This is a genomic window from Streptosporangium album, assembly GCF_014203795.1.
GTDB classification, from domain to species: Bacteria; Actinomycetota; Actinomycetes; order Streptosporangiales; family Streptosporangiaceae; genus Streptosporangium; species Streptosporangium album.
In genome coordinates this window covers 90,734-111,354 of record NZ_JACHJU010000008.1, presented here as the reverse complement: position 1 = coordinate 111,354, position 20,621 = coordinate 90,734, and the positions used below count along the sequence as shown (strand labels likewise).

20 protein-coding genes and 1 pseudogene are annotated in these 20,621 nt (G+C 68.2%); 8 read left to right on the top strand and 13 right to left on the bottom strand.

What is annotated here, in order from left to right:
• Positions 1 to 35: 35 nt before the first annotated feature.
• From FHR32_RS41975 to FHR32_RS41955, 5 genes are all read right to left on the bottom strand, one after another.
• On the bottom strand, positions 36 to 1,043 hold the full coding sequence (locus FHR32_RS41975; protein ID WP_184760145.1) for a hypothetical protein: 1,008 nt from the start codon (positions 1,041 to 1,043) through the stop codon (positions 36 to 38).
• A complete protein-coding gene (locus FHR32_RS41970; RefSeq protein WP_184760144.1) occupies positions 1,043 to 2,512 on the bottom strand; it encodes a tyrosine-type recombinase/integrase in 1,470 nt (489 codons plus the stop codon). Before FHR32_RS41970 ends, FHR32_RS41975 begins: the two co-directional genes overlap by 1 nt.
• Positions 2,513 to 2,601: 89 nt before the next feature.
• Positions 2,602 to 4,083, bottom strand: coding sequence for a site-specific integrase (locus tag FHR32_RS41965; protein WP_184760143.1), 1,482 nt, complete (start codon positions 4,081 to 4,083; stop codon positions 2,602 to 2,604).
• Positions 4,080 to 5,807, bottom strand: coding sequence for a serine/threonine-protein kinase (locus FHR32_RS41960; protein WP_184760142.1), 1,728 nt, complete (start codon positions 5,805 to 5,807; stop codon positions 4,080 to 4,082). Before FHR32_RS41960 ends, FHR32_RS41965 begins: the two co-directional genes overlap by 4 nt.
• Positions 5,804 to 7,318 carry a tyrosine-type recombinase/integrase gene (locus FHR32_RS41955; RefSeq protein WP_221466947.1) on the bottom strand — a complete coding sequence of 505 codons (1,515 nt, stop codon included), beginning with the start codon at positions 7,316 to 7,318 and terminating at the stop codon, positions 5,804 to 5,806. The genes FHR32_RS41960 and FHR32_RS41955 overlap by 4 nt, the downstream gene beginning before the upstream one ends.
• 29 nt (positions 7,319 to 7,347) lie before the next feature.
• On the opposite strand from FHR32_RS41955, the gene fxlM reads away from it, so the two are divergent.
• From fxlM to mihF, 7 genes are all read left to right on the top strand, one after another.
• Positions 7,348 to 8,247, top strand: coding sequence for a methyltransferase, FxLD system (gene fxlM / locus FHR32_RS41950; RefSeq protein WP_184760173.1), 900 nt, complete (start codon positions 7,348 to 7,350; stop codon positions 8,245 to 8,247).
• Between the two features lie 58 nt (positions 8,248 to 8,305).
• Positions 8,306 to 8,497, top strand: coding sequence for an FxLD family lanthipeptide (locus tag FHR32_RS41945; RefSeq protein WP_184760141.1), 192 nt, complete (start codon positions 8,306 to 8,308; stop codon positions 8,495 to 8,497).
• A gap of 75 nt (positions 8,498 to 8,572) precedes the next feature.
• Complete coding sequence (locus tag FHR32_RS41940) at positions 8,573 to 10,198, top strand: lantibiotic dehydratase family protein (RefSeq protein WP_184760140.1); 1,626 nt, start codon at positions 8,573 to 8,575, stop codon at positions 10,196 to 10,198.
• A 126-nt stretch (positions 10,199 to 10,324) separates the two neighbouring features.
• Positions 10,325 to 11,878, top strand: a complete 1,554-nt coding sequence (locus FHR32_RS41935; protein ID WP_221465387.1) for an ISL3 family transposase — start codon at positions 10,325 to 10,327, stop codon at positions 11,876 to 11,878.
• Positions 11,879 to 11,910: 32 nt separating this feature from the next.
• The gene (locus tag FHR32_RS41930) at positions 11,911 to 12,540 is read left to right on the top strand and encodes a hypothetical protein (protein ID WP_376773312.1); all 630 of its coding nucleotides are present in this window, start codon (positions 11,911 to 11,913) and stop codon (positions 12,538 to 12,540) included.
• 212 nt (positions 12,541 to 12,752) lie between these two features.
• Positions 12,753 to 13,766 carry an IS21 family transposase gene (gene istA / locus FHR32_RS41925; RefSeq protein WP_184760139.1) on the top strand — a complete coding sequence of 338 codons (1,014 nt, stop codon included), beginning with the start codon at positions 12,753 to 12,755 and terminating at the stop codon, positions 13,764 to 13,766.
• A gap of 4 nt (positions 13,767 to 13,770) precedes the next feature.
• A complete protein-coding gene (gene mihF / locus FHR32_RS41920) occupies positions 13,771 to 14,169 on the top strand; it encodes an integration host factor, actinobacterial type (protein WP_246468726.1) in 399 nt (132 codons plus the stop codon).
• An 18-nt stretch (positions 14,170 to 14,187) separates the two neighbouring features.
• Here the strand turns inward: mihF and FHR32_RS41915 are convergent, their stop codons facing one another.
• The 8 genes and pseudogenes from FHR32_RS41915 to FHR32_RS41880 form a co-directional block, all read right to left on the bottom strand.
• Positions 14,188 to 15,129: a recombinase family protein gene (locus FHR32_RS41915; protein WP_184760138.1), complete on the bottom strand. Its 942-nt coding sequence runs from the start codon at positions 15,127 to 15,129 to the stop codon at positions 14,188 to 14,190.
• Positions 15,130 to 15,500: 371 nt separating this feature from the next.
• The gene (locus FHR32_RS41910) at positions 15,501 to 15,704 is read right to left on the bottom strand and encodes a hypothetical protein (RefSeq protein WP_221466946.1); all 204 of its coding nucleotides are present in this window, start codon (positions 15,702 to 15,704) and stop codon (positions 15,501 to 15,503) included.
• Between the two features lie 258 nt (positions 15,705 to 15,962).
• Positions 15,963 to 16,382, bottom strand: a pseudogene (locus tag FHR32_RS41905) (cytochrome P450); the annotation flags it as partial.
• Between the two features lie 94 nt (positions 16,383 to 16,476).
• The gene (locus FHR32_RS41900; RefSeq protein ID WP_184760137.1) at positions 16,477 to 17,325 is read right to left on the bottom strand and encodes an ABC transporter permease; all 849 of its coding nucleotides are present in this window, start codon (positions 17,323 to 17,325) and stop codon (positions 16,477 to 16,479) included.
• Positions 17,322 to 18,251, bottom strand: coding sequence for an ABC transporter ATP-binding protein (locus FHR32_RS41895; protein ID WP_184760136.1), 930 nt, complete (start codon positions 18,249 to 18,251; stop codon positions 17,322 to 17,324). Before FHR32_RS41895 ends, FHR32_RS41900 begins: the two co-directional genes overlap by 4 nt.
• Before the next feature lie 247 nt (positions 18,252 to 18,498).
• Complete coding sequence (locus tag FHR32_RS41890) at positions 18,499 to 18,981, bottom strand: Clp protease N-terminal domain-containing protein (protein ID WP_184760135.1); 483 nt, start codon at positions 18,979 to 18,981, stop codon at positions 18,499 to 18,501.
• A gap of 2 nt (positions 18,982 to 18,983) precedes the next feature.
• Complete coding sequence (locus FHR32_RS41885; RefSeq protein WP_184760134.1) at positions 18,984 to 19,214, bottom strand: helix-turn-helix domain-containing protein; 231 nt, start codon at positions 19,212 to 19,214, stop codon at positions 18,984 to 18,986.
• 202 nt (positions 19,215 to 19,416) lie between these two features.
• Positions 19,417 to 19,965, bottom strand: a complete 549-nt coding sequence (locus FHR32_RS41880; RefSeq protein ID WP_312882951.1) for a Tn3 family transposase — start codon at positions 19,963 to 19,965, stop codon at positions 19,417 to 19,419.
• Between the two features lie 477 nt (positions 19,966 to 20,442).
• On the opposite strand from FHR32_RS41880, the gene FHR32_RS41875 reads away from it, so the two are divergent.
• Positions 20,443 to 20,580, top strand: a complete 138-nt coding sequence (locus tag FHR32_RS41875; protein ID WP_184760132.1) for a hypothetical protein — start codon at positions 20,443 to 20,445, stop codon at positions 20,578 to 20,580.
• Positions 20,581 to 20,621 lie beyond the last annotated feature (41 nt).

Below are 20,621 nucleotides of genomic sequence, written 5' to 3'. Positions count from 1 at the left end.
CTCAACGGATCACACCAGGCCCCTGACCAGCAACTTCAAGTTGGAACGATCTCACTCAGCACCGCCGACGTGCCCGGCCGGGTGAGCCACAACCACAGCTGACCTGCGACTTGCGGATCGGCGTGGCTGCGCAGCAACGAGGAGTGGGCCAACCACTGCTCCAGCAGCCGTACCGCTCTTTTCGGCAGGTTGAGGCTCTCGGCAGCGGTCCGGCCCTTGACGTAGGACAACAAGATGGTGGTGTCCCCGGCCCAGTCGATGTCATCGACCACCAGGTCATCGATGCCATCGGGCACGATCCCGGAGTAGATGCCGAACAACAGCCGATAGGCGATGACCTCACTCAAGTGCGGGAACAACCGGGCACTCGCCGCGGGAACACCGCCGCGTTTTTGCACCGCGTTGAGTGAGCAGCCCAGGTGCTCAGCGACCCCGGGCGTTCCGACGGGTCCGAGCCTGGCCAGCAACCACGCCAGGTTGTCGCTGCTCCAGTCCTCGACCGTCGGGGCCTTCCCGTGGTCGGAGGCGGTTAGCGCCTGCCGATGCTCGGCGTAGGACTCATCGACGATCTCCGTGCAGGTCCTGGTGAGCAGCTCCCATTCGGTCTCTGAATACGGCGGCAGGGGCTGCCGGTGCGGGGCTGGGCTGTAGGCACGGCCGGCCAGCAACTCCCGGACTCCGGGATCAAGTCGGCCGGTCACCGAGTCGAACCCCTTCAGCATCCGTCGGAGGAACCCCTCCCAGCGGAACACCCGGGTGGCCATCCAGTACTCGGTCAGCATCCCGCGCCGTAGCTGCGCGGCGCCGCCGGTGAACCCCGACGACGCAAGCCCTTTCACAAGGTTGCGGATCGGCGGAAGACACAGGTCGACCGAGCCAGCAGCGTCGATGCTGCCATGGGGATGGACCAGCTCGGCCAGCCCCGCCAGAAGATCACCGACCAGCTCGGGGCAGGGCAGCCCCGCCAGGTCGAACCGTGCGGTGCTGCCGTCGCTGAACACGCACCAGATTCCCAACGGGTCCTGCAGGACCGTGGCGGGCATCAGCTCACCCCAGCCGCATCGCCAGCGAACTCCGTGTCCGCCTCGCGCTCAGCGTCCGCGTCAGCGAGCAGCCCGTCGGCGATCCCGGCCTGTTCATAGGCCTCACGGAAGATCCTCGTGGTGTCGAGGCGCCGCAGGTACTTTTCCGTGGTCAACACGGATGCGTGGCCGAGGAGGTCCCGCAACACCAGCAGCGGGTCGGCTTTGGACAGGTAGAACGCCAACGCAGCGTCTGGGCCAGTGCCGAAGTTGGTTGCTCTCACCAGCCGGGCCGCCTGACGGTAATGCCCGTTGACCAGGTATTCCAGGGTTCGCATCGAAAAGGAATGGCGCAGCCGGTGCGGATGGACGTGGGGGAACCGTGGCTCGAAACGCGTCCGGATCCGATCCGAGGTCCGCTCGAACACCGACGCCCAGGCGGTGAACGGACCGCCCCCGTTCTTCACCGCCAGCACACACGACCCGCCGTCTGGGCCGACCAGCCGACGCCGTTCAGAGGGAGTGAGCGTCTCCCACCGGCAGCTGATCCGCCCGCCTCTCTCATCGGGTTCGGTCACCAGCAGCGGCTCACCCCACCGCGGTGGCGGCAGCCAGGCCGTCCCGTCCGTGGTCGCCGGCCTGTCCAGCTCCAGGTACTGATGCACTGCGGCCAGAGCCGCATAAGAGATCCAGGTGGTGCGGAACTTTCGGCCCTTGGTCGCCCCGGACGGCACCGGGAACGGGATCGGCACCTCGGTCGGCTTGGCTGGCAGCGCCGGGATCTCATAGGCCAGCAGGTAGGAGAATTCCTGCAGGCGCAGCCCGGTGGCCAGAGCGAGCTCGCCGACCGCTGCGTTGCGGGCCAGCTCACGGCCCCGGTAGCGGTCTTCGGTCCCGTCAGGTGCCAGCCCGCGCAGACCGTTGAGAAACAGCTGCGTGAAGTCTGGCTCCAGATACTTGATCGTCACGTGGGGCTTGGGTGTCCGGCGCACCGCCAGGTTCACCCGCACCTCCCGGCCCGTCCCCGCGAACAGCGCCCGCGCCGTCCGGTAGGTGAACGGTTCGGCCTCCGCATAGCCCTCCGCGATCGCCCACCGGTAGAACAGCGACAGCACACTCATGTGCTGACCCCACGTGGTCGCCGCGAACCGTTCCTTTACCGGCCCTGCCGCCCGGTACTCCGCGTACTTGCCGAGCGCGTACTTCAACTGGACCCGAGAGTCGAACAAGGCGACGCCGTGCTCGGCCAGGAACTCCATCCACGCCTTGACCGCCCGCGCGTAGCTCTCCCACGAGCTCGATGCCGGACACCCGCTGGCGGGCAACTCCCGAAGCCACCCGTTCACCACCGTCGCAGGCCGAGGTGCCCCGGGCCCGGCCTCGAAGGCAAGGTCGTCATCGATCAACACCGGCATCCGCTCGGGGATCAACGGCCGACGCTCGATGTCCCAGGACTCCCAGCCCCGAGACGAGAAGAAATTCAAGATCATGGAGGCTGACCATAGAAACACAACACAGTCCTCGGCAAGCCAGAAACCCGCCCCCACCAGCCCATGCAACCCGAATCGCAACACCACAACTAAGCGGAGAGAATCCGCCTGAAGCGCGCGGTTCCCAGGGCCCCGTGCGGATCGTCGGGGATGATCTCGTGGAGGCGGTCATGGTCAGCCGCCAGGGCGTTGGCCCAGGTGACGAAGTGCTCGATCCTGCGGCCCATGACCGGTGCCGACGGCGTCCCCACGTGGTTGCGGCGGGCGTTGAAGTCGTGGGCTGCCGAGGCGAAGAGCAGGCCGTCGGGCGTAATCTGCTCCAGGACCCGGATGGCGTTCACGACTGGCGGGATCGCGACCCACGGGACTTCCCGGAGCTGCCCCTGGGACAGGTGGTTGCCGTCCTCGTCGCGGGCGGTCTTGAAAACGTGCCCGTGGATCAGGTGACGGCCGGATTCCGGATCGGGGCAGCAGCCGACGCGCAGCCCGAGAACCTCTCCCGGACGCATTCCCGTGAGGTAGCTCAGCACGATGAACAGGGCGGCGACCAGGTGCTTCATCAAGGTGGCGGTGTCGGCGAAGTCGATGGCGCTCGTCCAGGGGCTGCCGTCGATCGTCGCGGTGATCGTCATCGGCAGCGGGCAGGAGCCGGGGTGGCGAAGCAGGTAGTCACGCCAGCGGGGTTCCTTCGTCACGGCGTAGACCTGGCCCGGCGAAGCGCCGGTGAGGGCGCTGACGTAGGTGACGGCGACTTCCGTGCCGCCTTTCCTTGACACGGACGGCAGCGGGCGGCCGTGCTCGGCGATATCGGCCAGGTAGGCGAGAAGAGAGACCCTCGTGGCTGGCGTCGCGACGGCGGAAGCGGCCCGTGCGGCCATGCTGCGCTTGAGTTCCCAGGCCGTGAGGATGTCCTGCGCATGCTCTTCGGTCATCCGCAGGGCCCAGGTGAGCAGCGGCCCCATTGTGGCCGGGGTGATCGGGTCGGTGGCGTTCTCTCCCCGGGGAGTCGCGGCAGGCAGGAAATCGTCGGCGCCCTCCTGGTGCCAGGGCGGTTCGGCGATGCCAAGCGTGTACTCGGCGGCGAAGTCGAACACCCAGAGCCGGCTCAGGGCGTTGAGCCTCAGCACGGCCTTGTCGCGGCTGTCTCCCTGCCGGCTCATCCGGGCCGTGTAGTCGCGGTAGTCCCGCTCCGTGCAGGCGCCCAACGAGGTGCGGCCGCGTTCGCCCAGCCAGCGGGCGAAGTCCTTCCAGACCAGGGCGGTGCCGTAGATGGCCGCGGCACCGAGCCTGGCCCGGAAGGACCCGGCCTGGCGGAGCAGGAACGTGTCGGGGACGGACTCGTTGATCAGCAGCCAGGTGAGATACCGCAGCTCGTCGCGGAAGGCGGCCGGGAACCCCATCCAGTGAATGGTGTTCTTGGCGGCACTCGGGTTGCCTGAGAGCGGGCCCAGGGGCCAGGCCGGGTCGCTGTAGCGGGCGTTGCACCGGGTATGGTCCTGGACTCGGCCGGGGCTGATCACCGGGGTGTCGGGGCCGGGCCAGGACGGCCGGGTGTCGGCCAGGGTGGTCATAGGTCGTAGTTTCCGTTCAGCAGGTCGTTGATGATGTCGCGGTCGCTCGCGGTGGCCTTGCCGGCGGCGGCCTGCCAGGCCGGCTCGCCCAGCCGCTGGCGGAGGTCGGCGAGCCGGGCGTGGGAATCGCCCCAGTCCTCCTCCCAGGTGCCGGGGTCGAGGATGCCATTGAGGGAGTCCAGCGCCTGGTGCAGGACGGCCAGCCGGGGATGGTGCGCCGGGGTGACCCGGGCGTTGGGGCAGGCGAGGCAGAGCAGGAACGAAGCGCCGCAGGCCATGCCGCCGGGACTGAACGGGCTGCTGTGAAAGCCGCCGCAGTCGGCTGTGGCCGTCTCCTGGTCGTCCGCGCGCCGGGTCTCGGCGAGCTTCGCGACGACGGTGCGGCGGGCTGCGTCAGCCGCGTCCGCCGCCCCCTGGGCGATCACCGCGACCGCGGCCTGCTGCGCCCGGGGTTCGTTCACCACGTAGGCGCGGTCGTGCGTGTCCTGGGAGTTCTGGCCGGCTTCGCGGCGGTGCAGGACGTTGACGGTTTTGCGCATCCGCCGCATCGGGGCCCCGGCGAACTGTGCCTTGCCGGCCCATTCCTTATAGGAGTGGGAGGCCAGCCCGAGCCCGAACGGCCCGGCCAGGGGTTCCATGGTCTCGATCCCGGCATGCGGGAGCCGCCCCCGCCGCCAGGTAAGCAGCCGGTCCGGGCCGCCCGCGGCGCTGACGAAGGACCGCGCCAGGGCGGTCGCCTCAAGAGCCTGCGTGATGAGCCGCCCGGGAGTGCCGGGACCGAGGTCGGTGATGTTGCGCGTCTCGAAATGGCGGCCGCTGCCGCGACGGCGTTTTTCCAGCTCAAGCCGGTATGTAGGGGCGCCTCCCTCACCGGAGTCGGGAGTCGCCCGCGGGGCGGGCATCTCGCTGACGGTGGTCGCGTTCAGCCCGAACTCCGCTGTCAGCAGCACCGCGAGCGACGCTACCTCCGTCTTGTTCAGGAACAGCCGCTCCCGGGCCGCCCGGATGCTCCCACCGCCCAGCGGCCGTCGGTAGCGGTAGACCATCTTGCCGGCGGCGGCCAGGGGAACCTCGCCCGTCCGGGCGAGTACGTCGAGGGCCTCTCCGAGCAGCCACTGGCCGGACCCCGGCTCCAGGGTGCCGGCCCGCCAGGCTGCCAGCACCTGTGAGTTCTCCGCGATCCGCCGGTGCGCGGAGCGGAACATCCTCCTGGCCGCCGTCCTGGCCTCCAGGAACTCAGCCTCGGTGAAGGCGGCTTCCCGGGGCTTGGCCACCGCGATGCGCTTGGCCATCGCGGCGCGGGTGTCTGGCCGCAGCCGGGGGTCCTTGCGCAGGAACGCGGCGACCTTGGTGACGTCGGCATACCCGTAGGTCGTCGCCGGGCGGCTGACCTTCCAGGCTGTCCAGTGCGAAGGCGCCAGCTCGCCGACATCCCCGGGCGGCTCTTCCTGCCCGGCCAAGAACGACGCGAACCGGGCGAGCCTCTTGAAATTGTCCGAGCTTGTCGACCGGGAATCCCAGCCCCCTCCCGAAGCGCAGGCATCCGCGAACAGCACCGCCCATGACCGCTGCATCGCCGGAGCCGCCTGCAGCGTCGCGAAGTCGTAGCTGCGGGCCAGGCCCTGCCGGTCACGGTGCTCGACCACCAGCTCGCCAGGAGAAAGAGGGACCGGCCGGCGATGCGTCCCCGCCGGCTGGGCGGCCCGGCGCCCCCGGGTGCTCACGACGAGATCACCGCGTCATGGAAGTCCTGGATTCCCTCGCTCTCCCGGGCCAGCCGGGCCAGCAGCGATGTCACCCGGTCATCGGAACGCTCCGCGGCATCCGGCTGGTCAGGATCAGGATCGGACAGCAGCGAGCGCAGCTGCAGGTCAGCGACGGGAGCGAGGTAGCGGTCGCGCGTCGTGGTGATCTCCGAGTGGCCCAGAAGGTCCTGGACCATACGCCAGGGATCGCCGTAGAGCAGTCGGTAGTCACGTCGTTCCTCCGGGGTCAGGCCCAGCCGCTGGTCCATGACATGGTGCAGGACCACGAGCATGTAGAGGGCGAAAGAGTGCCGGGCCGAGTGCGGGGTCGCGAACGGCGGCTCGCTCATCACCCCGCCCAGGACGTCCCGGCAGCGGCGGCTCGCACCCCGGAAGACGTTCTCCCAGGATGCGGGCCTGAAGGGCAGGCCGGCCTCGGTCAGCCAGACCCACATCGGCTCTGGTCCCGCCGGCCCCGGGGCGAACAAGGTCATCCGCTCCTCGGCGGCCGCGTCGGTCAGCGGGGTACGGCCTTCTGCCCCGTGCTGGTCGTGCCAGTGCAGCACCTTCCTGCTGTGGCCGGTCACCTTGGTGACGATCTTCAGGCCGGGCAGGGTGCCGTAAAGGTCACGGGCCTGCGCACGCCGGATAGCGGCAGCCCGCCCCGCCTGCAGGTAGCTTTCGATCTGGACCAGTACCCGGGCCGAGACGTAGAACGTCCGGGCCTTCTTGGACTTGGTGACCGCCCGCCCCAGCCGGGCCGGATAGAACTTCCCGCCGTCCAGCGCGGTGGCCGGCAGCTCGACCGTGAGGAGCGAAGCCCCTTCGCCCAGTCGCAGCCCGGAGCAGAAAAGCAGGTCGGCGAAGGCCGTGTTGCGGTCCTCCAGCCGCCCGGTCCATCCCTCGGCGACCAGGCCCTCCGCAGTGTGCCCGCGCAGGCCGACATTTGCCCAGAGCCGGAACATCCGCGGCGTCATCCAGTGCACGTTGCTCGCCCTGGCGTTCTTCGCCTGCGCTGCCGGCGTCTCGGTCACCTCCCCGTACTGGCCCAGCCGTTCGCGCATCTCGATCGGGTTCGTCGCGACATAGCCGTGCCGGACCGCCCACCGGTACAGGTGCGTGAGCGCCGCCAGGCCCCGGTTCCAGCGGGCCCCGCCGACCCTGCCCGGGTTGCGGGGAGACCGGGTCCTCCAGTCCTCGAAGTCCCACAGGTCATCCGCGGTCGCCTCCGACCATGCTTTTCCGCGGCCCCACAGGAAGTCGAAGAACAGGCGGTAATCATCGGTGTAACTCCGCTTCGTCCCCATCGCCAGCCGCGCGAAAGCGGAACGGCAGAAAAACAAGCTCAGCAGCTCATCGATCCGGCAATCCGGCGACAGCATGATCGGATCTCCGGGGTGGATCCCCGTGCGCTCCTCCCGCTCCGCCAGGTCCTCCCAGCCCGCCAGCACCGGCACACGCTCCGGCACTACCAGGCGCCGAACCGGCACCCAATAAACCTTCCAGCCCACGCAGTCACATACCTCTCAGATACACCAAGACACGTACATCTAACAGAGAAGATATCGACCAAGACGTGACCGACCGGGCCAGCGCCGCACTGGAGGCCACCGGGTACGGCAACCGGGTCAGGGTCATCCTGGCCGACGCCGAGCACGGTGTGCCTAACCTCGGACTGTTCGATGCGATCATCGTGACGGTCGGCGCGTGGGACATCCCGCCGACCTGGCTGAACCAGCTGGCCAAGAACGGCGTGATCGTCGTGCCACTGCGCATGAACGGCGTCACCCGCTCGATCGCGTTCCAGGTCGAGGCGGACCACCTGGTGAGCACCTCCGCCGAGGTATGCGGGTTCGTCGCGATGCAGGGCGACGGGCAGCACACCGACCGGATCTTCCGGCTCCCCGACGCCGATGGCCACCACATCGAGCTGCAGTTCGACGACGGGGCACCAGACAACCCGAGCCTGCTCGACGCTGCGCTGGCGACCGGCCGCACCGAGGTGTGGTCCGGCATCACGATCCAGAACGGGGTCTCGTTCGCCGACCTGCACCTGTGGTTCGCCGGTTTCCTGCCCGGATTCTGCAGGGTCGCCGCCGAGGAGGGAACCGAACTGGCCCGCGAGCGGGGCACGTGGTTCCCCTACGCGGCCGTGCGCGGCGACTCCTTCGCCTATTTGGCGGTGCGCCGGATAGGCGCCGGAGTCGAATTCGGGGCGCGCGCCTACGGAGCGCACGGAGAGGACGCCGCGACCGCGATGGTCGAACAGATCCAGGCGTGGGACCGCCGCGCACGGAGCGGCCCGGCCCCCACGATCGCCTTCTGGCCGACCGGCACCACCCCGCAGATACCCGACCGTGCGGCGGTCCTCGCCAAGACCCACGGTCTGGTCACGATCTCCTGGCCTGCGACGAGCTGAACGACTCGCAGATCAGGACGCACCACACCCACCCCCCCCAATTAAGGAGTGTGACCCGATGTCCCTGCTGACCCCCGGGGCCCTGGACCTCGACAAGACCCTGTCCCTGCCCGATGACGAGTTCGCGCTGGACATGCGCGTGGTGGAGACCACCACGCCGCTCGCGACCATGATGTGTAGCACCGGCGACGGGTGCGGCAGCACCTGCAGCGGATCCGCGTGCAGCACCAGCACCAACGACCCGTCCTAACCCCTCCTGCCGCCGGCGCCCAAACCCTTGGGCGCTGGCGGCGCGGTTCATGACCTGCCATTGGAGGCGGATCGCATGACCGTACCCCCGCGCTACCAGCACACCGGCCTGGTCCTGGTGCGCGCCACGACAGACCCCGGCGACCTGGAGTTGCCGACACACCTGGACATATCCGACCCGGCCGCGATCCAGGCCGAAGGCCGCACATGGCTGGCGACAATCTGGTCTCGCGGTGACGTACGCGAGGCGCTGCAGATGGCCAGCCCAGCCCTGGCCACACGCATCGACCAGCTCCTCACTCCCGGCACCGAACCGGCCCCCGCCAAGGATGTGCGCCGCGCCATCTTGTCCGCGGCCTCCTACCTGATGCGCTGGCAGCGACGGCCCACACCCTTCGGGATGTTCGCCGGGGTCACCGCCGCCGCCATCGGACCGGCAGCGGCGAAGATCGGCACCGGGCACCGCGCGCTGTTGCGCGCGGACGCCGAATGGCTGCTGATGCTGGTCGACCAACTCGAATCACACCCAGGGCTACGCCCGCACCTGATGGTGGTGGCCGACAGCGCCGGGATCGTGCGCGACGGACGCTTCATCGTGGCCGAGCGGGCACAGGTCGGCGCCCGAACCCCCGGGCCGCTGCGAGAGATCTCCGTACGCCACACCCGGCCCGTGCAGGCCGCGCTGGCCGCAGCCGCCTCGCCGATACGGTTCGACGCGCTGGCCGACCAACTGGCCGGCTCTTTCCCGGCCGCCTCACCGGACAAGATCCGTGACCTGCTGCACGATCTGGTCGACCAGCACATCCTGATCACGAGCCTGTGCCCGCCGGCGACGGCCGCTGACCCTCTGACCTACCTGATCGGTGCGCTGCGCGCCGCTGGGGCCAAGGACCTGCCCGACACCGCGACGGTACTGGAGCAATTGGATGCAATCAGCGAACAACTGGCCCGCCACAACACCAGCGGCCCGCAGACCGCGGAGATCCGGGCATCGGCCGCCACGCAGATGACCGGGCTTGCCCCCGGTATCGGGCACGTGCTGGCCGTTGACGTACGGCTGAACGGGCGAATCACCGTACCCGAGCGGGTGCTGGAGGAAGCTACGCGCGCCGCGAGCGTCCTGCTGCGCCTGAGTACCCAGCCCTTCGGTACGGCGGCCTGGCTCGACTACCACGCCCGTTTCCGTACCCGCTACGGGCCCGGCGCCCTGGTGCCGGTGCGGGAGTTGGTCGCTGACTCCGGGCTCGGCTACCCCGGCGGCTACCTCGGCGCGCCACGCGCCCGGACCGCATGGCGGATGCTGACCGAACGCGACGCCATCCTCCTCGCGCTGATCCAGCAAGCCACCCGCGACGGCACCGACATCAACCTGACCGGGGCCGACATCGAGGCGTTGACCGTGGGCGAGCACGCCGACATCGTGCCGCCGCAGCGCATCGAGCTCGGCATCGCGGTGCACGCCACCTCCACCGTGGCGATCGACGCCGGCGCGTTCGAGCTGCAGGTCACCGCCGCACCCCGCTTCTACACGAGCATGGCCGGACGATTCGCCCCTCTGCTCGGCGAGGTCGACCAGGCGCTCCTGGCCGCCTCATACGCGGCCGGCGACCAGGACGCGGTAGCGGTGCAACTGTCCTTTCCACCTCGCCGCGCGCACACCACGAACGTGGTGCGCGTCCCGCGATTGCTCCCCTGGTTATGACGACTTGAAACGGGATCTGGCCCACATTTCGTGATGGATACTGATCCGTAGCCTGGCCCCGATGGACGAGGATGCTCCGGGTGCGAAGATCATTATTTGGGCGTCCTCCTCCCTCACCTCGCCGGAGTGGAGCTCGAACGCCTCGTTGAGTCCACCGCCCTCGTACAGATCCTGGCTCGGACCAGGGCCGGGGCGATGCCGTGCCCGGACTGCGGGTTCCTGTCAGAGAAGGTGCACAGCCGATACCAGCGTCATCTGGCTGACATGGCCATGGGCGATCGCCGGATGGAGATCGTGCTGTCGGTGCGGCGTCTGATCTGCGGCAACACGGCCTGCCAACGGCGGACATTCGCCGAGCAGGTCGCGGGCCTCACCATCCGATACGGGCGGCGGACGCCGCTGCTGAGGTCGATGCTGGAGAAGATCGCGGTCGCGCTGGCCGGACGGGCTGGTGCCCGCCTCGCATGCGGGCTGCGGGCGATCGTGAGCCGGTCGACGATGTTGCGGCTGGTCATGGCATTGCCCGACCCGGTCGTGACGACGCCACGGGTGCTCGGGGTCGACGACTTCGCGTTGCGGCGCGGCCACATCTACGGAACCGTGTTGATCGACTGCGAGACCGGGGCACCGCTGGACCTGCTGCCGGGCAGGGACGCCCAGCCTCTCGCGGACTGGCTGGCCGAACATCCCGGTGTCGAGATCATCTGCCGGGACCGATCCGGCTCCTATGCCGACGGCGCCCGCACCGGGGCGCCGGACGCGGCGCAGGTCGCGGACAGGTTCCACCTTTGGCAGAACCTCGGCAAAGCCGTCGAACGTTGCGTGGCCCGGCACCGAGACTGCCTGCGCACCCCCGAACCCGAGCCCCCAGAGCAGATCCCGATCTCCCCTCCTTCGGATCCGCCGGAGGCGGAGCTCACCGGGAGGTTCGCCGAACGGGCCCGCCGCCATCACGCCCTGGTCCACGACCTGATCGAACAAGGCCACGGCATGCGTGGCATCGCTCGCCGGCTCGGGTGGAGCCGTCACACTGTCCAGCGATATGCCCGCGCCGTGACCTGGCAGGAGTTGGTCGACGGAAAATGGAAGGGCGTTCGTCCCAGCAAGCTCGACCCGTTCAAACCCCACCTCCACCAGCGCTGGGACGCCGGCTGCACCAACGCCAAACAGCTCCACCGCGAGATCACCGCGCTCGGCTTCCACGGCAGCTACTCCACCGTGCGTGACTACCTCGACGAGCATCATGCCCGTGTCGAATCTGCCCTGATCGCCGCGCCTTCACCCACCGTCCGGCAGGTCACCGGCTGGCTGACCCGACACCCCGAGAGCCTGACCGAGGACGACAAAACAGGGCTCAAGCCGATCCTGGAACACTGTCCCGAACTGCGGGCCGCCGCCGGCCACATCCGGCTCTTCGGCGAGATGCTCACCGAACTGCGCGGCCACAATCTCCAGACCTGGATCGCCGCCGTCCGCGCCGATGACCTGCCCGGTCTCACGTCCTTCGCAGGCGGCCTCGAGGCCGACCTGGACGCCGTCACCAACGGCCTGACCACGCGCTGGAACTCCGGGCCCGTCGAGGGCCGCGTCAACCACATCAAAATGATCAAACGGCAGATGTTCGGCCGTGCCGGTCTACCGCTCCTCCGTAAGCGGGTCTTGCTTACCGCCGCCAGGTAGTGAGCAGCGGACCGATCCGCGGCGGGATGATTGTGGACGTGATCCTCATCGATGCCGTCCTGGAGGCCTCCGGAACGGCGGACTTCACCGGCTGGCCTGTCGCCGAACCGGCCAGTGACCGAATCCTTGCCCTTTCTGGCCAGATGACCCCGGCCGAGGTCGGCGCCGCGATGGCGGTCATCTTCCGCTACGGCGACATCCCGACGGAACCGATCAGCGATCTCCACCATCTGCTGGACCGACACTTGGTCGAAGCCGAAGCGCTAGTTGCCCCGGGCGGGTTGCGTGTCAGGGACACGACCACCAATGCCGAGATCTTGCCAGGCTGCTGTTGCGGCCTGGAAAACTGGCGGGAGTGGCGCAATGTCCTTTACAAGAAGGACATCTGGCTCGGGCACGATCCCGGCACTGATCTCGAATACATTGTCGGAGCCGTTCGGCTCCGACAGGAGTCGTATGCCCACTCGCTGACCTCTCCCACGCAGGTGGAGATCCAGCTCGACGACTTGCCCGCCCTCCTAGCCACGGCGCACCTGCGACTGCAGGGCTTCCTGAGCCTCGTCCACAAATGGGCCAGTGAGGCCACCCCGCGGGCCGCCGACCGCCTCGTCACCGTTCTGGACGAGAACTTCGAAATCAACGGCCCTCTCGCACTCGGCTGAGAACACGACGCGTATGCCCGCTAGCAGCCGTGCCCGTCACGAAATGTGGGCCAGATCCTTGAAACGGCCCCACCTGGGCGGCTTGAGCTGGACCCACCTCGGGCCGGTGGTGTGATCCCAGACCGACATGTCGGCTTGAAATGGCCCCACCTTTAGGGTTGCGGTGACAGGCTCGACCTGCTAGATCACGCGCGCCGCGGCAAGGGGGCTTGGTGGCGCTCACCAAAGTCGAGCTGTTCGACCAGATCCGCCGGGATTCGTGGCGTGAAGGCCTAGGCGTTCGGGCACTGGCCCGCAAGTACGGCGTGCACAGGCGACTGGTCCGCGAAGCACTGACGCAGCCCGAACCAACACCGCGTAAGACACCGAAACGGCGATCTCCGCAGTTGGAGCCGTTCAAGAAGGTAATCGACGAGTGGTTGCGCGCCGACCTGGACGCGCCCCGCAAACAGCGTCACACCGTCAAGCGGATCCACCGCCGACTGCTCGATGAGCAGGATGCGGCCGGGCTGTCGTACTCCACGGTGCGTGACTACCTCGCCAAGCGCAAACCCGAGATCCGCATCGAGGAGGGCCGGGCACCGGCCAAGGTGTTCATCCGCCAGAACCATCCGCCCGGCGAGGAGGCCGAGGTCGACTTCGGCGAGTTGTGGGTGAACCTGGCCGGGGTGCTGACCAAGTGCTACCTGTTCGTCTACCGCATGTCGTATTCCGGCAAGGCCATCCACAAGATCTACGCCACCAGCGGCCAGGAGGCGTTCCTGGAAGGGCACGTGGAGGCATTCACCCGGCTGGGCGGCACCCCGACCCGGCACATCCGCTACGACAACCTGACCGCGGCAGTGACGAAGGTTCTCTTCCGCGGCCGGCTCCGGGTGGAAAACCCCCGCTGGCGGCTGTTTCGCTCGCACTACCGCTGCGAGGCCTTCTACTGCGAGCGCGGCATCGAGGGCGCTCATGAGAAGGGCGGGGTGGAAGGCCAGATCGGCTACTTTCGTCGCAACTACCTGTCGCCGGTGCCGCAAGTGGACAGCCTGGCCGAGCTCAACGCCCGCATCGAGCACTTCGAGCAGCTCGAAGACGGCCGCCGGATCGGAGCACGGCTGCGCACCATCGCCCAGGACTTCGCGATCGAAGCGCCGCTGCTACGCGCGCTGCCTGACGATCATTTCTGGCCTCCGAGTAGGACAGGAACGGTGGGCCCGGGTTACTGTCACATCCGTTGACACTGTGCGCGATGATGGTGCGGTGGCCTCCGCCGGCGTGTACGGCGGGAGGGCGTGTGACCAGCCGATCTATCTACGGGAGAGCAGTTCGATGGCATTGCCGACGATGACTCCAGAGCAGCGGGCGAACGCTTTGGTGAGGTCGGCCGAGGCGAGGAGGTTCCGGATCGAGCTTCTCGCCGAGGTGAAGTCCGGTAAGACGAGCGTGGCCGAGGTGTTTGGTCGTAGCGGCGAGGACATCGTGAAGAGGACGCGCGTGGTTCAGGTCCTTCGCGCGGTCCCTGGGTACGGGCCGGCGAAGGTCGCGGCGTTGATGGCCACGTCCGGGGTGGATGAGAGGCGCAGGGTCGGCGGGCTGACCGAGCAGCAGCGGGACCGGCTTCTGACGGCGTTGGCTGACTGATCTGCCGGGCCGCGGGGTTCACAGGATGAGGTACTCGCGGAGCTTGCCGCGCACGTGCGGTCGCGGGTCGCCGATCCGGATGCTCAAGGTGGGGAGTTGCTCGGCGATCTGCAGGTCGGTCAGGGGTGGGCTGACGGGGACGTCGGCGTAGCCGCGGTCGTCGTGCTGCCATCGGGTGAGGTTGCCGTCGACGGCGCGGACCCGCGCCACGGTGCCGTCGGCGACGTAGACGATCGCTTTGACCTTGGACCGGCGGGCGGGGGCGATGGGCCACCATTTGCGGTCGGTGTCCTTCTGGATCTTCTCGGACTGGCCGGTCTCGCCCAGGCGGCGGTTGCTGGCGTCGGTCTTGGGCCGGCGGCTGCTGCGGTAGACGACCAGGACGCAGTCGCGGCCCTCCTGGAAGGAGGTGAGCTGCCGGTACATGGTGGGGCGGGACACGTGGAAGGTCGCGGCGATCTCCTCCACGGTGTGGTCGCCGCTGTCGTACATGCTTTGGGCCTGGTCGAGCTGGCGCTGGGTGAGTTTGGGGCGGCGGCCGCCGACGCGGCCGCGGGCGCGGGCGGCGGCCAGGCCGTCGTTGGTGTTGGAGACGATGAGTTCGCGCTGCAGCTCGGCCAGGACCGCCAGCATGCCGAACATCGCGCGGCCCTCCATCGTCTCGGTGTCGATGCCCTGCTCGATGACGTGCAGGCCGACTCCGCGGGTCCGTAGGTCGGCGCCGAGGTTGATGAGGTGCTGGACCGAGCGTGACAGCCGGTCCAGCCGGGTGATCTTGAGCATGTCGCCGTCGCCCAGCGCTGCCATGAGGCGGTCGAGCTCGGGCCGGGAGGCCCGGGCGCCGCTGGCCCGGTCGAGGAAGATGTTCTCCTGTACCACCCCGGCGCGCAGGAGCGCGTCGATCTGGTGATCGGGGTTCTGGTCGGCGGTCGAGACGCGGCAGTATCCGTAGAGCGCCATGGCGATGAGTCTCTTTTCGTGCGACAACGGTTTGTGAGAGCTTCTTTTCGAGACAGCCTTTCGAGACGCATTATGGCCGCGATGCGTCTCGGGTGTGGATGGTTCTCGTGAACGACCGTTTGTGAGAGCCTTCGGCGCTGCTCAGGGGTCCGCGCTGCTGAGGTTGAAGGGCGGAAGTTACGGTGAGGTGCGGGTGCTGATGGCTGACGGCGTGTTTGCTATGCCGGAGGTATGAGGTATCCGGAAGGTGGCGGTCTGACCGCCGAGGAACGCATCAAACGCGAGCGGTTGCGGTTTGAGGCGGCTGAGTTGTTCGCCCGGGGAGTGTCGGTTTCGGGTGACGGGGATGGTCCTCGCGGGCGGGCAGGTCATCAGCGGCTTTTGGAGTGCTCCCGGTAGCGGGCCAGCGCTCGCTCGATCGAGCGGGGGTGCACGCGCACGCCGAAGTTCTCCTCGATCGGGCCGACCAGATCCTTGGCCCGCAGCGCCGGGTCGGCCGCCAGCCGGGCCTCGGCGAACGCGCAGACCTCCTCGGTGAGCTTGTGGCCGCCCTTCGGGCCGGGCTTGGCCGCCACCAGGGCGGCCAGCCCGCCGTCGGCCAGGGCCTGGGCCGCGGCGTAGTAGGCCGGGAGTACCCGAACGCCGCAGCCGCGTCTCAGCTCATTGTCCTGATGATGTCACGGGGGTGGGAGGGGCGTGGCCGACAGGTGCCCGGCGCGCATCATGCTTGCGGTGCAGATGGTAGGAGGTGGTGGCGGTGGCCAGCGCGGCTCCCCAGATCGGCCAGAAGCACTCCGGCAGCCAGGCGCCCCATTCGTCCAGGGCGAACCGGCCGGCGGCCCGTGCCGTTCCATGGCGTCCAGATGCTCGGCGGTGATCTGCTCGACGCGCTCGGTGAGCAGGCGCATCCGGCGAACGGTGAACGTGCCCGTGAGCAGCTTCCGGTAGCGGGTGTGCTCGGGCGGGTCGACCCCGATGAACATACCGGGTGGCGCCGGAGGTATCTCGGGGATGACCGGTCCGGGAAACGGGTTGTGCATGAGCTCATGCCGTGAGCTGAAACGGGGGTCGGCCAGTATCGCGCGGACCAGCGCGTGGCTGGTTGCCAGCCAGCCCGTGTGCCCGTCGGGGTAGGCCATCCGGCTGATCGGCTGCCGCTCGCGCAGCGCTGTCAGCTCTTCGGGGGGATCGAAGGGACAGCCGGCAGGGCGCGTCATGGGCAGCCCTGTCACGGTGGGAGGGGGGTTGAACATAGGGATTCCTTCCAGGCGTGGGAGGGCAGCGTCAGCACTGCTGTCCCACTCATTTCGAATTGAGGGTGTTTCGCGGGACGGGGGTCGGTTCGCCTTACCCGATGCGCTGCAGGGCCTTCTCACGGCGCTCGGCCACGCTGGAACCGGACTCCCGGCGCGCCATCCGGCGCAGTACGATCGGCGCGAGGAGCAGGCCGAGCACCGCCCAGGCCCCGAGCACCCCGATGGTTTCCAGGTGCCGCCAGGATTCGCCGATCTCGACGGCGACCGCGCCATCGGGCAGCAGGGCCGAGCGCATGCCGAGGCCGAGCCAGTAGATCGGGAAGGCCTGGGCGATCCATTGCACCCACTCCGGCAGCACTGTGAGCGGGTAGAAGATTCCGGAGATCGCGATCATGCCGAGGATCGGCAGCGTGAGCAGTCCCTGGCTGCGTACGCTGACGAACACCGATCCCAGCACCGCGCCGATCGGCAGGGTCGCCACCAGTCCCAGCGCCAGCACCCAGCTCAGGGTCAGCCAGGAGCCCGGGTCGCCGATCGCAAGGCCGGAAATGATGAACATGCCGGGAATCAGAAAGATCGCAAGGTCGACGACCAGGCTGCCGGACACCGAGATGATCTTGCCGAGCAGGTAGCCCACCATTCCGTTCGGTGTCGCCTTGGCACGCAGCAGGGTCCCGTCCTCCCGGTCGGCGGTGAGCTGCTGGCTCATGCTGACCATGGACATCGCGGCGTTCATCCCGAGGATGCTCGGCAAGACCAGGGTACCGAGGGAGAATCCGCTCTGCCCGAAGGACACCTCTCGCAGGAAGAACACGGCGATCAACATCAACACGGGCCAGAAGAAGTGGTTGAACAGATCCCCGCCGTTGGTGAGCGACTGCCGCAGCTCGATCAGACCGCGGGACCAGCCCGCACGCCATGCCATCGCGGTCGGATTCATCGGGCCACCTCTTCCGCCTTGTTCGTCTCGGCTGCTTCGTTCGTGCCGGATTCGGCCTGGTGCACCAGGGAGAGATAGGTGTCCTCCAGCGAGGCCCGGCGGACCTCGAGGTTCTCGATCGCCTCGCCGTGCTGCTTGAACAAGTCGAAAACCAGCCGGGTCGACTCGGTGGTCGACTGCCGGAAGCTCTGTCCGTCACGAGTCCAGCGCACCTCGTCTTGGCCGGCGATCTGCCGTGCGAGTTCCGCCGCTGTGCCGTCCGCGATGATCCGCCCCCCGTCGAGGACCAGGATGCGGTCGGCGAGTTTCTCGGCTTCGCTCAGATCATGGGTGGTGAGCAGGATCGTGGTCTCGCCCTCGTCGGTGAGGCCCTCGATGAGTTCGTGGAAACCACGCCGGGCCACCGGGTCGAGCCCGGCGGTGGGCTCGTCGAGGAACACCAGTTCGGGGCGGCCCACGAGGCCGATCGCCACATCCAGCCGGCGCCGCTGCCCGCCGGAGAGCATCCTGACCTTCTTGTCCGCCTGCTCGGTCAGGCCGACCGCCGCGACGAGTTGACTCGCGTCCCACGGCCGTTTGATCGACTCGGTGGAGTAGGCGGCGTAATACGAACCGAGATGCTCCAGCAGTTGACGGACCCGCCATTTGCCATGGTCACGCCAGGACTGCAGGACGATCCCAACCCGTGCCCGCCATGGCTCGTCGCCGTGCGCCGGATCGGTGCCGAGCACCTCGACGCGGCCTGCCGACCGCATCCGGAAACCCTCCATGATCTCGATCGAGGTGGTCTTTCCCGCCCCGTTCGGCCCGAGCAGGCACAGCACTTCTCCTTGGTGTGCGCGGAAGTTCACGTCACGCAGGACGTCGGTCGTGCCGTAGCGCATGCGCAGGCCGTCGACATCGACTACGACTTCGCTCGTCGTCATCGTCTCGCCTTTCATGTGGTTCACGCCTCGCGTTGCGGGCGCCTGAGAGTGGTGGTGAAGGGCCCGGGAGGGTTCTCGCGGGACCTTGCCGGGGTGCGTTTTCGCCGTCAGGCTCGGCGCGGCTGGAGCTGGCCGAGCGCGCGACGCATCGCGGCCCGCGTTCGAGGGACTCGCCGCGCATCGCTGTGCGGGCGGCCATTGCGGGCCTGGCCTCGGGGAATGGAACGGCCTCAGCCGCGTCTGTTGGTTACTCGCCCGCGTTGGTGAGCGTCCGCTGTACGCGCGCCTTCAGATCGGCTTGGTCGATACCTGCCAGGGCGAGCGCGCGCGGCACGGTGCCGACCTCGGCTTGCAAGATCCCGAGCAGCAGATGCGCCGGCCGCAGATCCTTCTTACGGGCAACGGACGCGAAGCCTCGTTCGAGCGCGAGTTTGGCCGATGCCCCCAGTTGCGACGGACGCTGGGGGGCGCTGCTCGGCTGCGGGAGGTCGAAGGCGGCACGAGAGACTCCGGCCGCGCTCAGGCTGTGCTCGAACTCCCGGTCCAGCGCGTCGCGGATCGCTCGATGATCGAGCCCGGCCGAAGTAAGGGCCTGATGGGTGGTGGTTCCTCGCTCGGCGGCGATCGCCAGCAGGAGATGGTGTGCCTCGATCGTCGCCGATCCGTTGGTGTGGGCTTCGTGTGCTCCCTGGTCGATGATCGTGTTGATGTAGTGGTCGATGGCGGCCATCGTCAGCGCCTCCTCAGCGTGACGCCGGCGGCGATGAGCCGCTTGGCGTGCTTCTTGTGGACCGCTTGGCGCGTCACGCCGAGCGCCTCGGCGACCTGCGGCCAGCTCCAGCCCCCTCGCATGGCCTGCTCGACGGCGGCGTCCTCTATCTGGTCGGCCAGGCGTCTCAACGCCGCCACAGCCGCCAGCGCATCAGCGGGCTCTTGAGGAACGGGAGTCTCAGCACCGGACATGCAAGCAACTCTAGTTGACTAATTCGGGATTGGTCAACATGAGTTGCTTAACGCGAGTGATCGCAAGCATCCAGATCCTCAAACAAGACGCTGTGCCGCCGGGTCGAAGCCTGTGATCCTCAGAGTTCTCCTTTACCGGCGTTCCAGGCCCCGGCAGGGGAGGCCATCTCGCCCAGGCCCTGGCATATCTCACCCAGGTGGGCTACTCCTGTTCGTCGGCGGCGTTGGGGTCGCGCAGCTCGCGGAGCCCTCCATCCAGGTCAGGACGGTTGAACGGGTAGAAACCGTGGAAATTGATGTGCTCGAACAGCAACGGCGAAAGACGGGAGCGGATCTCGGGGCCGATGCCCAGCCCGCCGGCCTCCAGCCTTTTGACCGCCGCGTCAATATAGAGACTGTTCCACCAGGTGATGGCGTTGATCCCGAGGCCCAGCGCGCCCACCTGGTCCTCCATGCCGCGTTCATAACCGCGCGTCAGCCGGCCGAGGTTGCCGAAGAACACCCGGCGCGCCAGGGTGTGGCGGGACTCGCCGACGTTCAGCTGCGCCCCGATCATCCTGCGGTAGTCCTCCACGTGGACGACCTGCAGCAGGTGGAGCGTCTTGAAGATGCGGCCGTAGTGGGCGAAGGCGTTGCCCAGGCCGGTCAGGCGGCCGTCGGCGGTCATCATCTTGATCAGGTCGTAGGCGCGGACCTGGTTGGTGGACAGTGAGCCGGCCACCCGCACCATGTCGTCCCAATGCTGGACGATGGTGGGCAGAGACTCGGCGCAGGCCCAGGGTGTTGAACGGGCCCCACCCGTTCGTGGCCCTACTGCCGGTCGTCAGCCCGCCGTCCAGCATCGCGGTGTCGATCCACCACAGCTGGGTGTCGGAGATCCCGGTCGCCTCGCTCAGCTGAGCCAGGGTGGTGCCGCGTTCACGGCGCATGACTCGCAGGCGGGGGCCTACTACGACAAGCAGCGCGCCCGCGGACTGGGCCACTACGCGGCCTTGCGCCAGGTCTCCAACCGGCTCGTCGGGGTCTTGCACAGCTGCCTGAAGACCGACACACCCTACGACGAAGCAATCGCTTGGTCGCATCAGGGTGCAGACACGCCCGTTGTCGAACACCAAAGCGGATCATCCGTCGCCGCTTGACAACGAACGATATGGGATGTCTGCATGAACAGAGCTAATCGTGCGTTCTGGTTCCGTTGCAGGTCCAGCCCCGACACTCTACGAAACAGGTGTGGGACTCCACCGGGCCCGAGCCGGACCTGCCCGCCCTGTCAAAGGACGACCTGACCGCGCTCGATGAAGAGATCGACGACCCGCCCGGCTACGCCGCTGAGAACGGGCGTTCCGCTGCCGGCGAGGGTCACTAACACGGGCACCGCACACAACTGTCACACTTCCTCCGATAGCG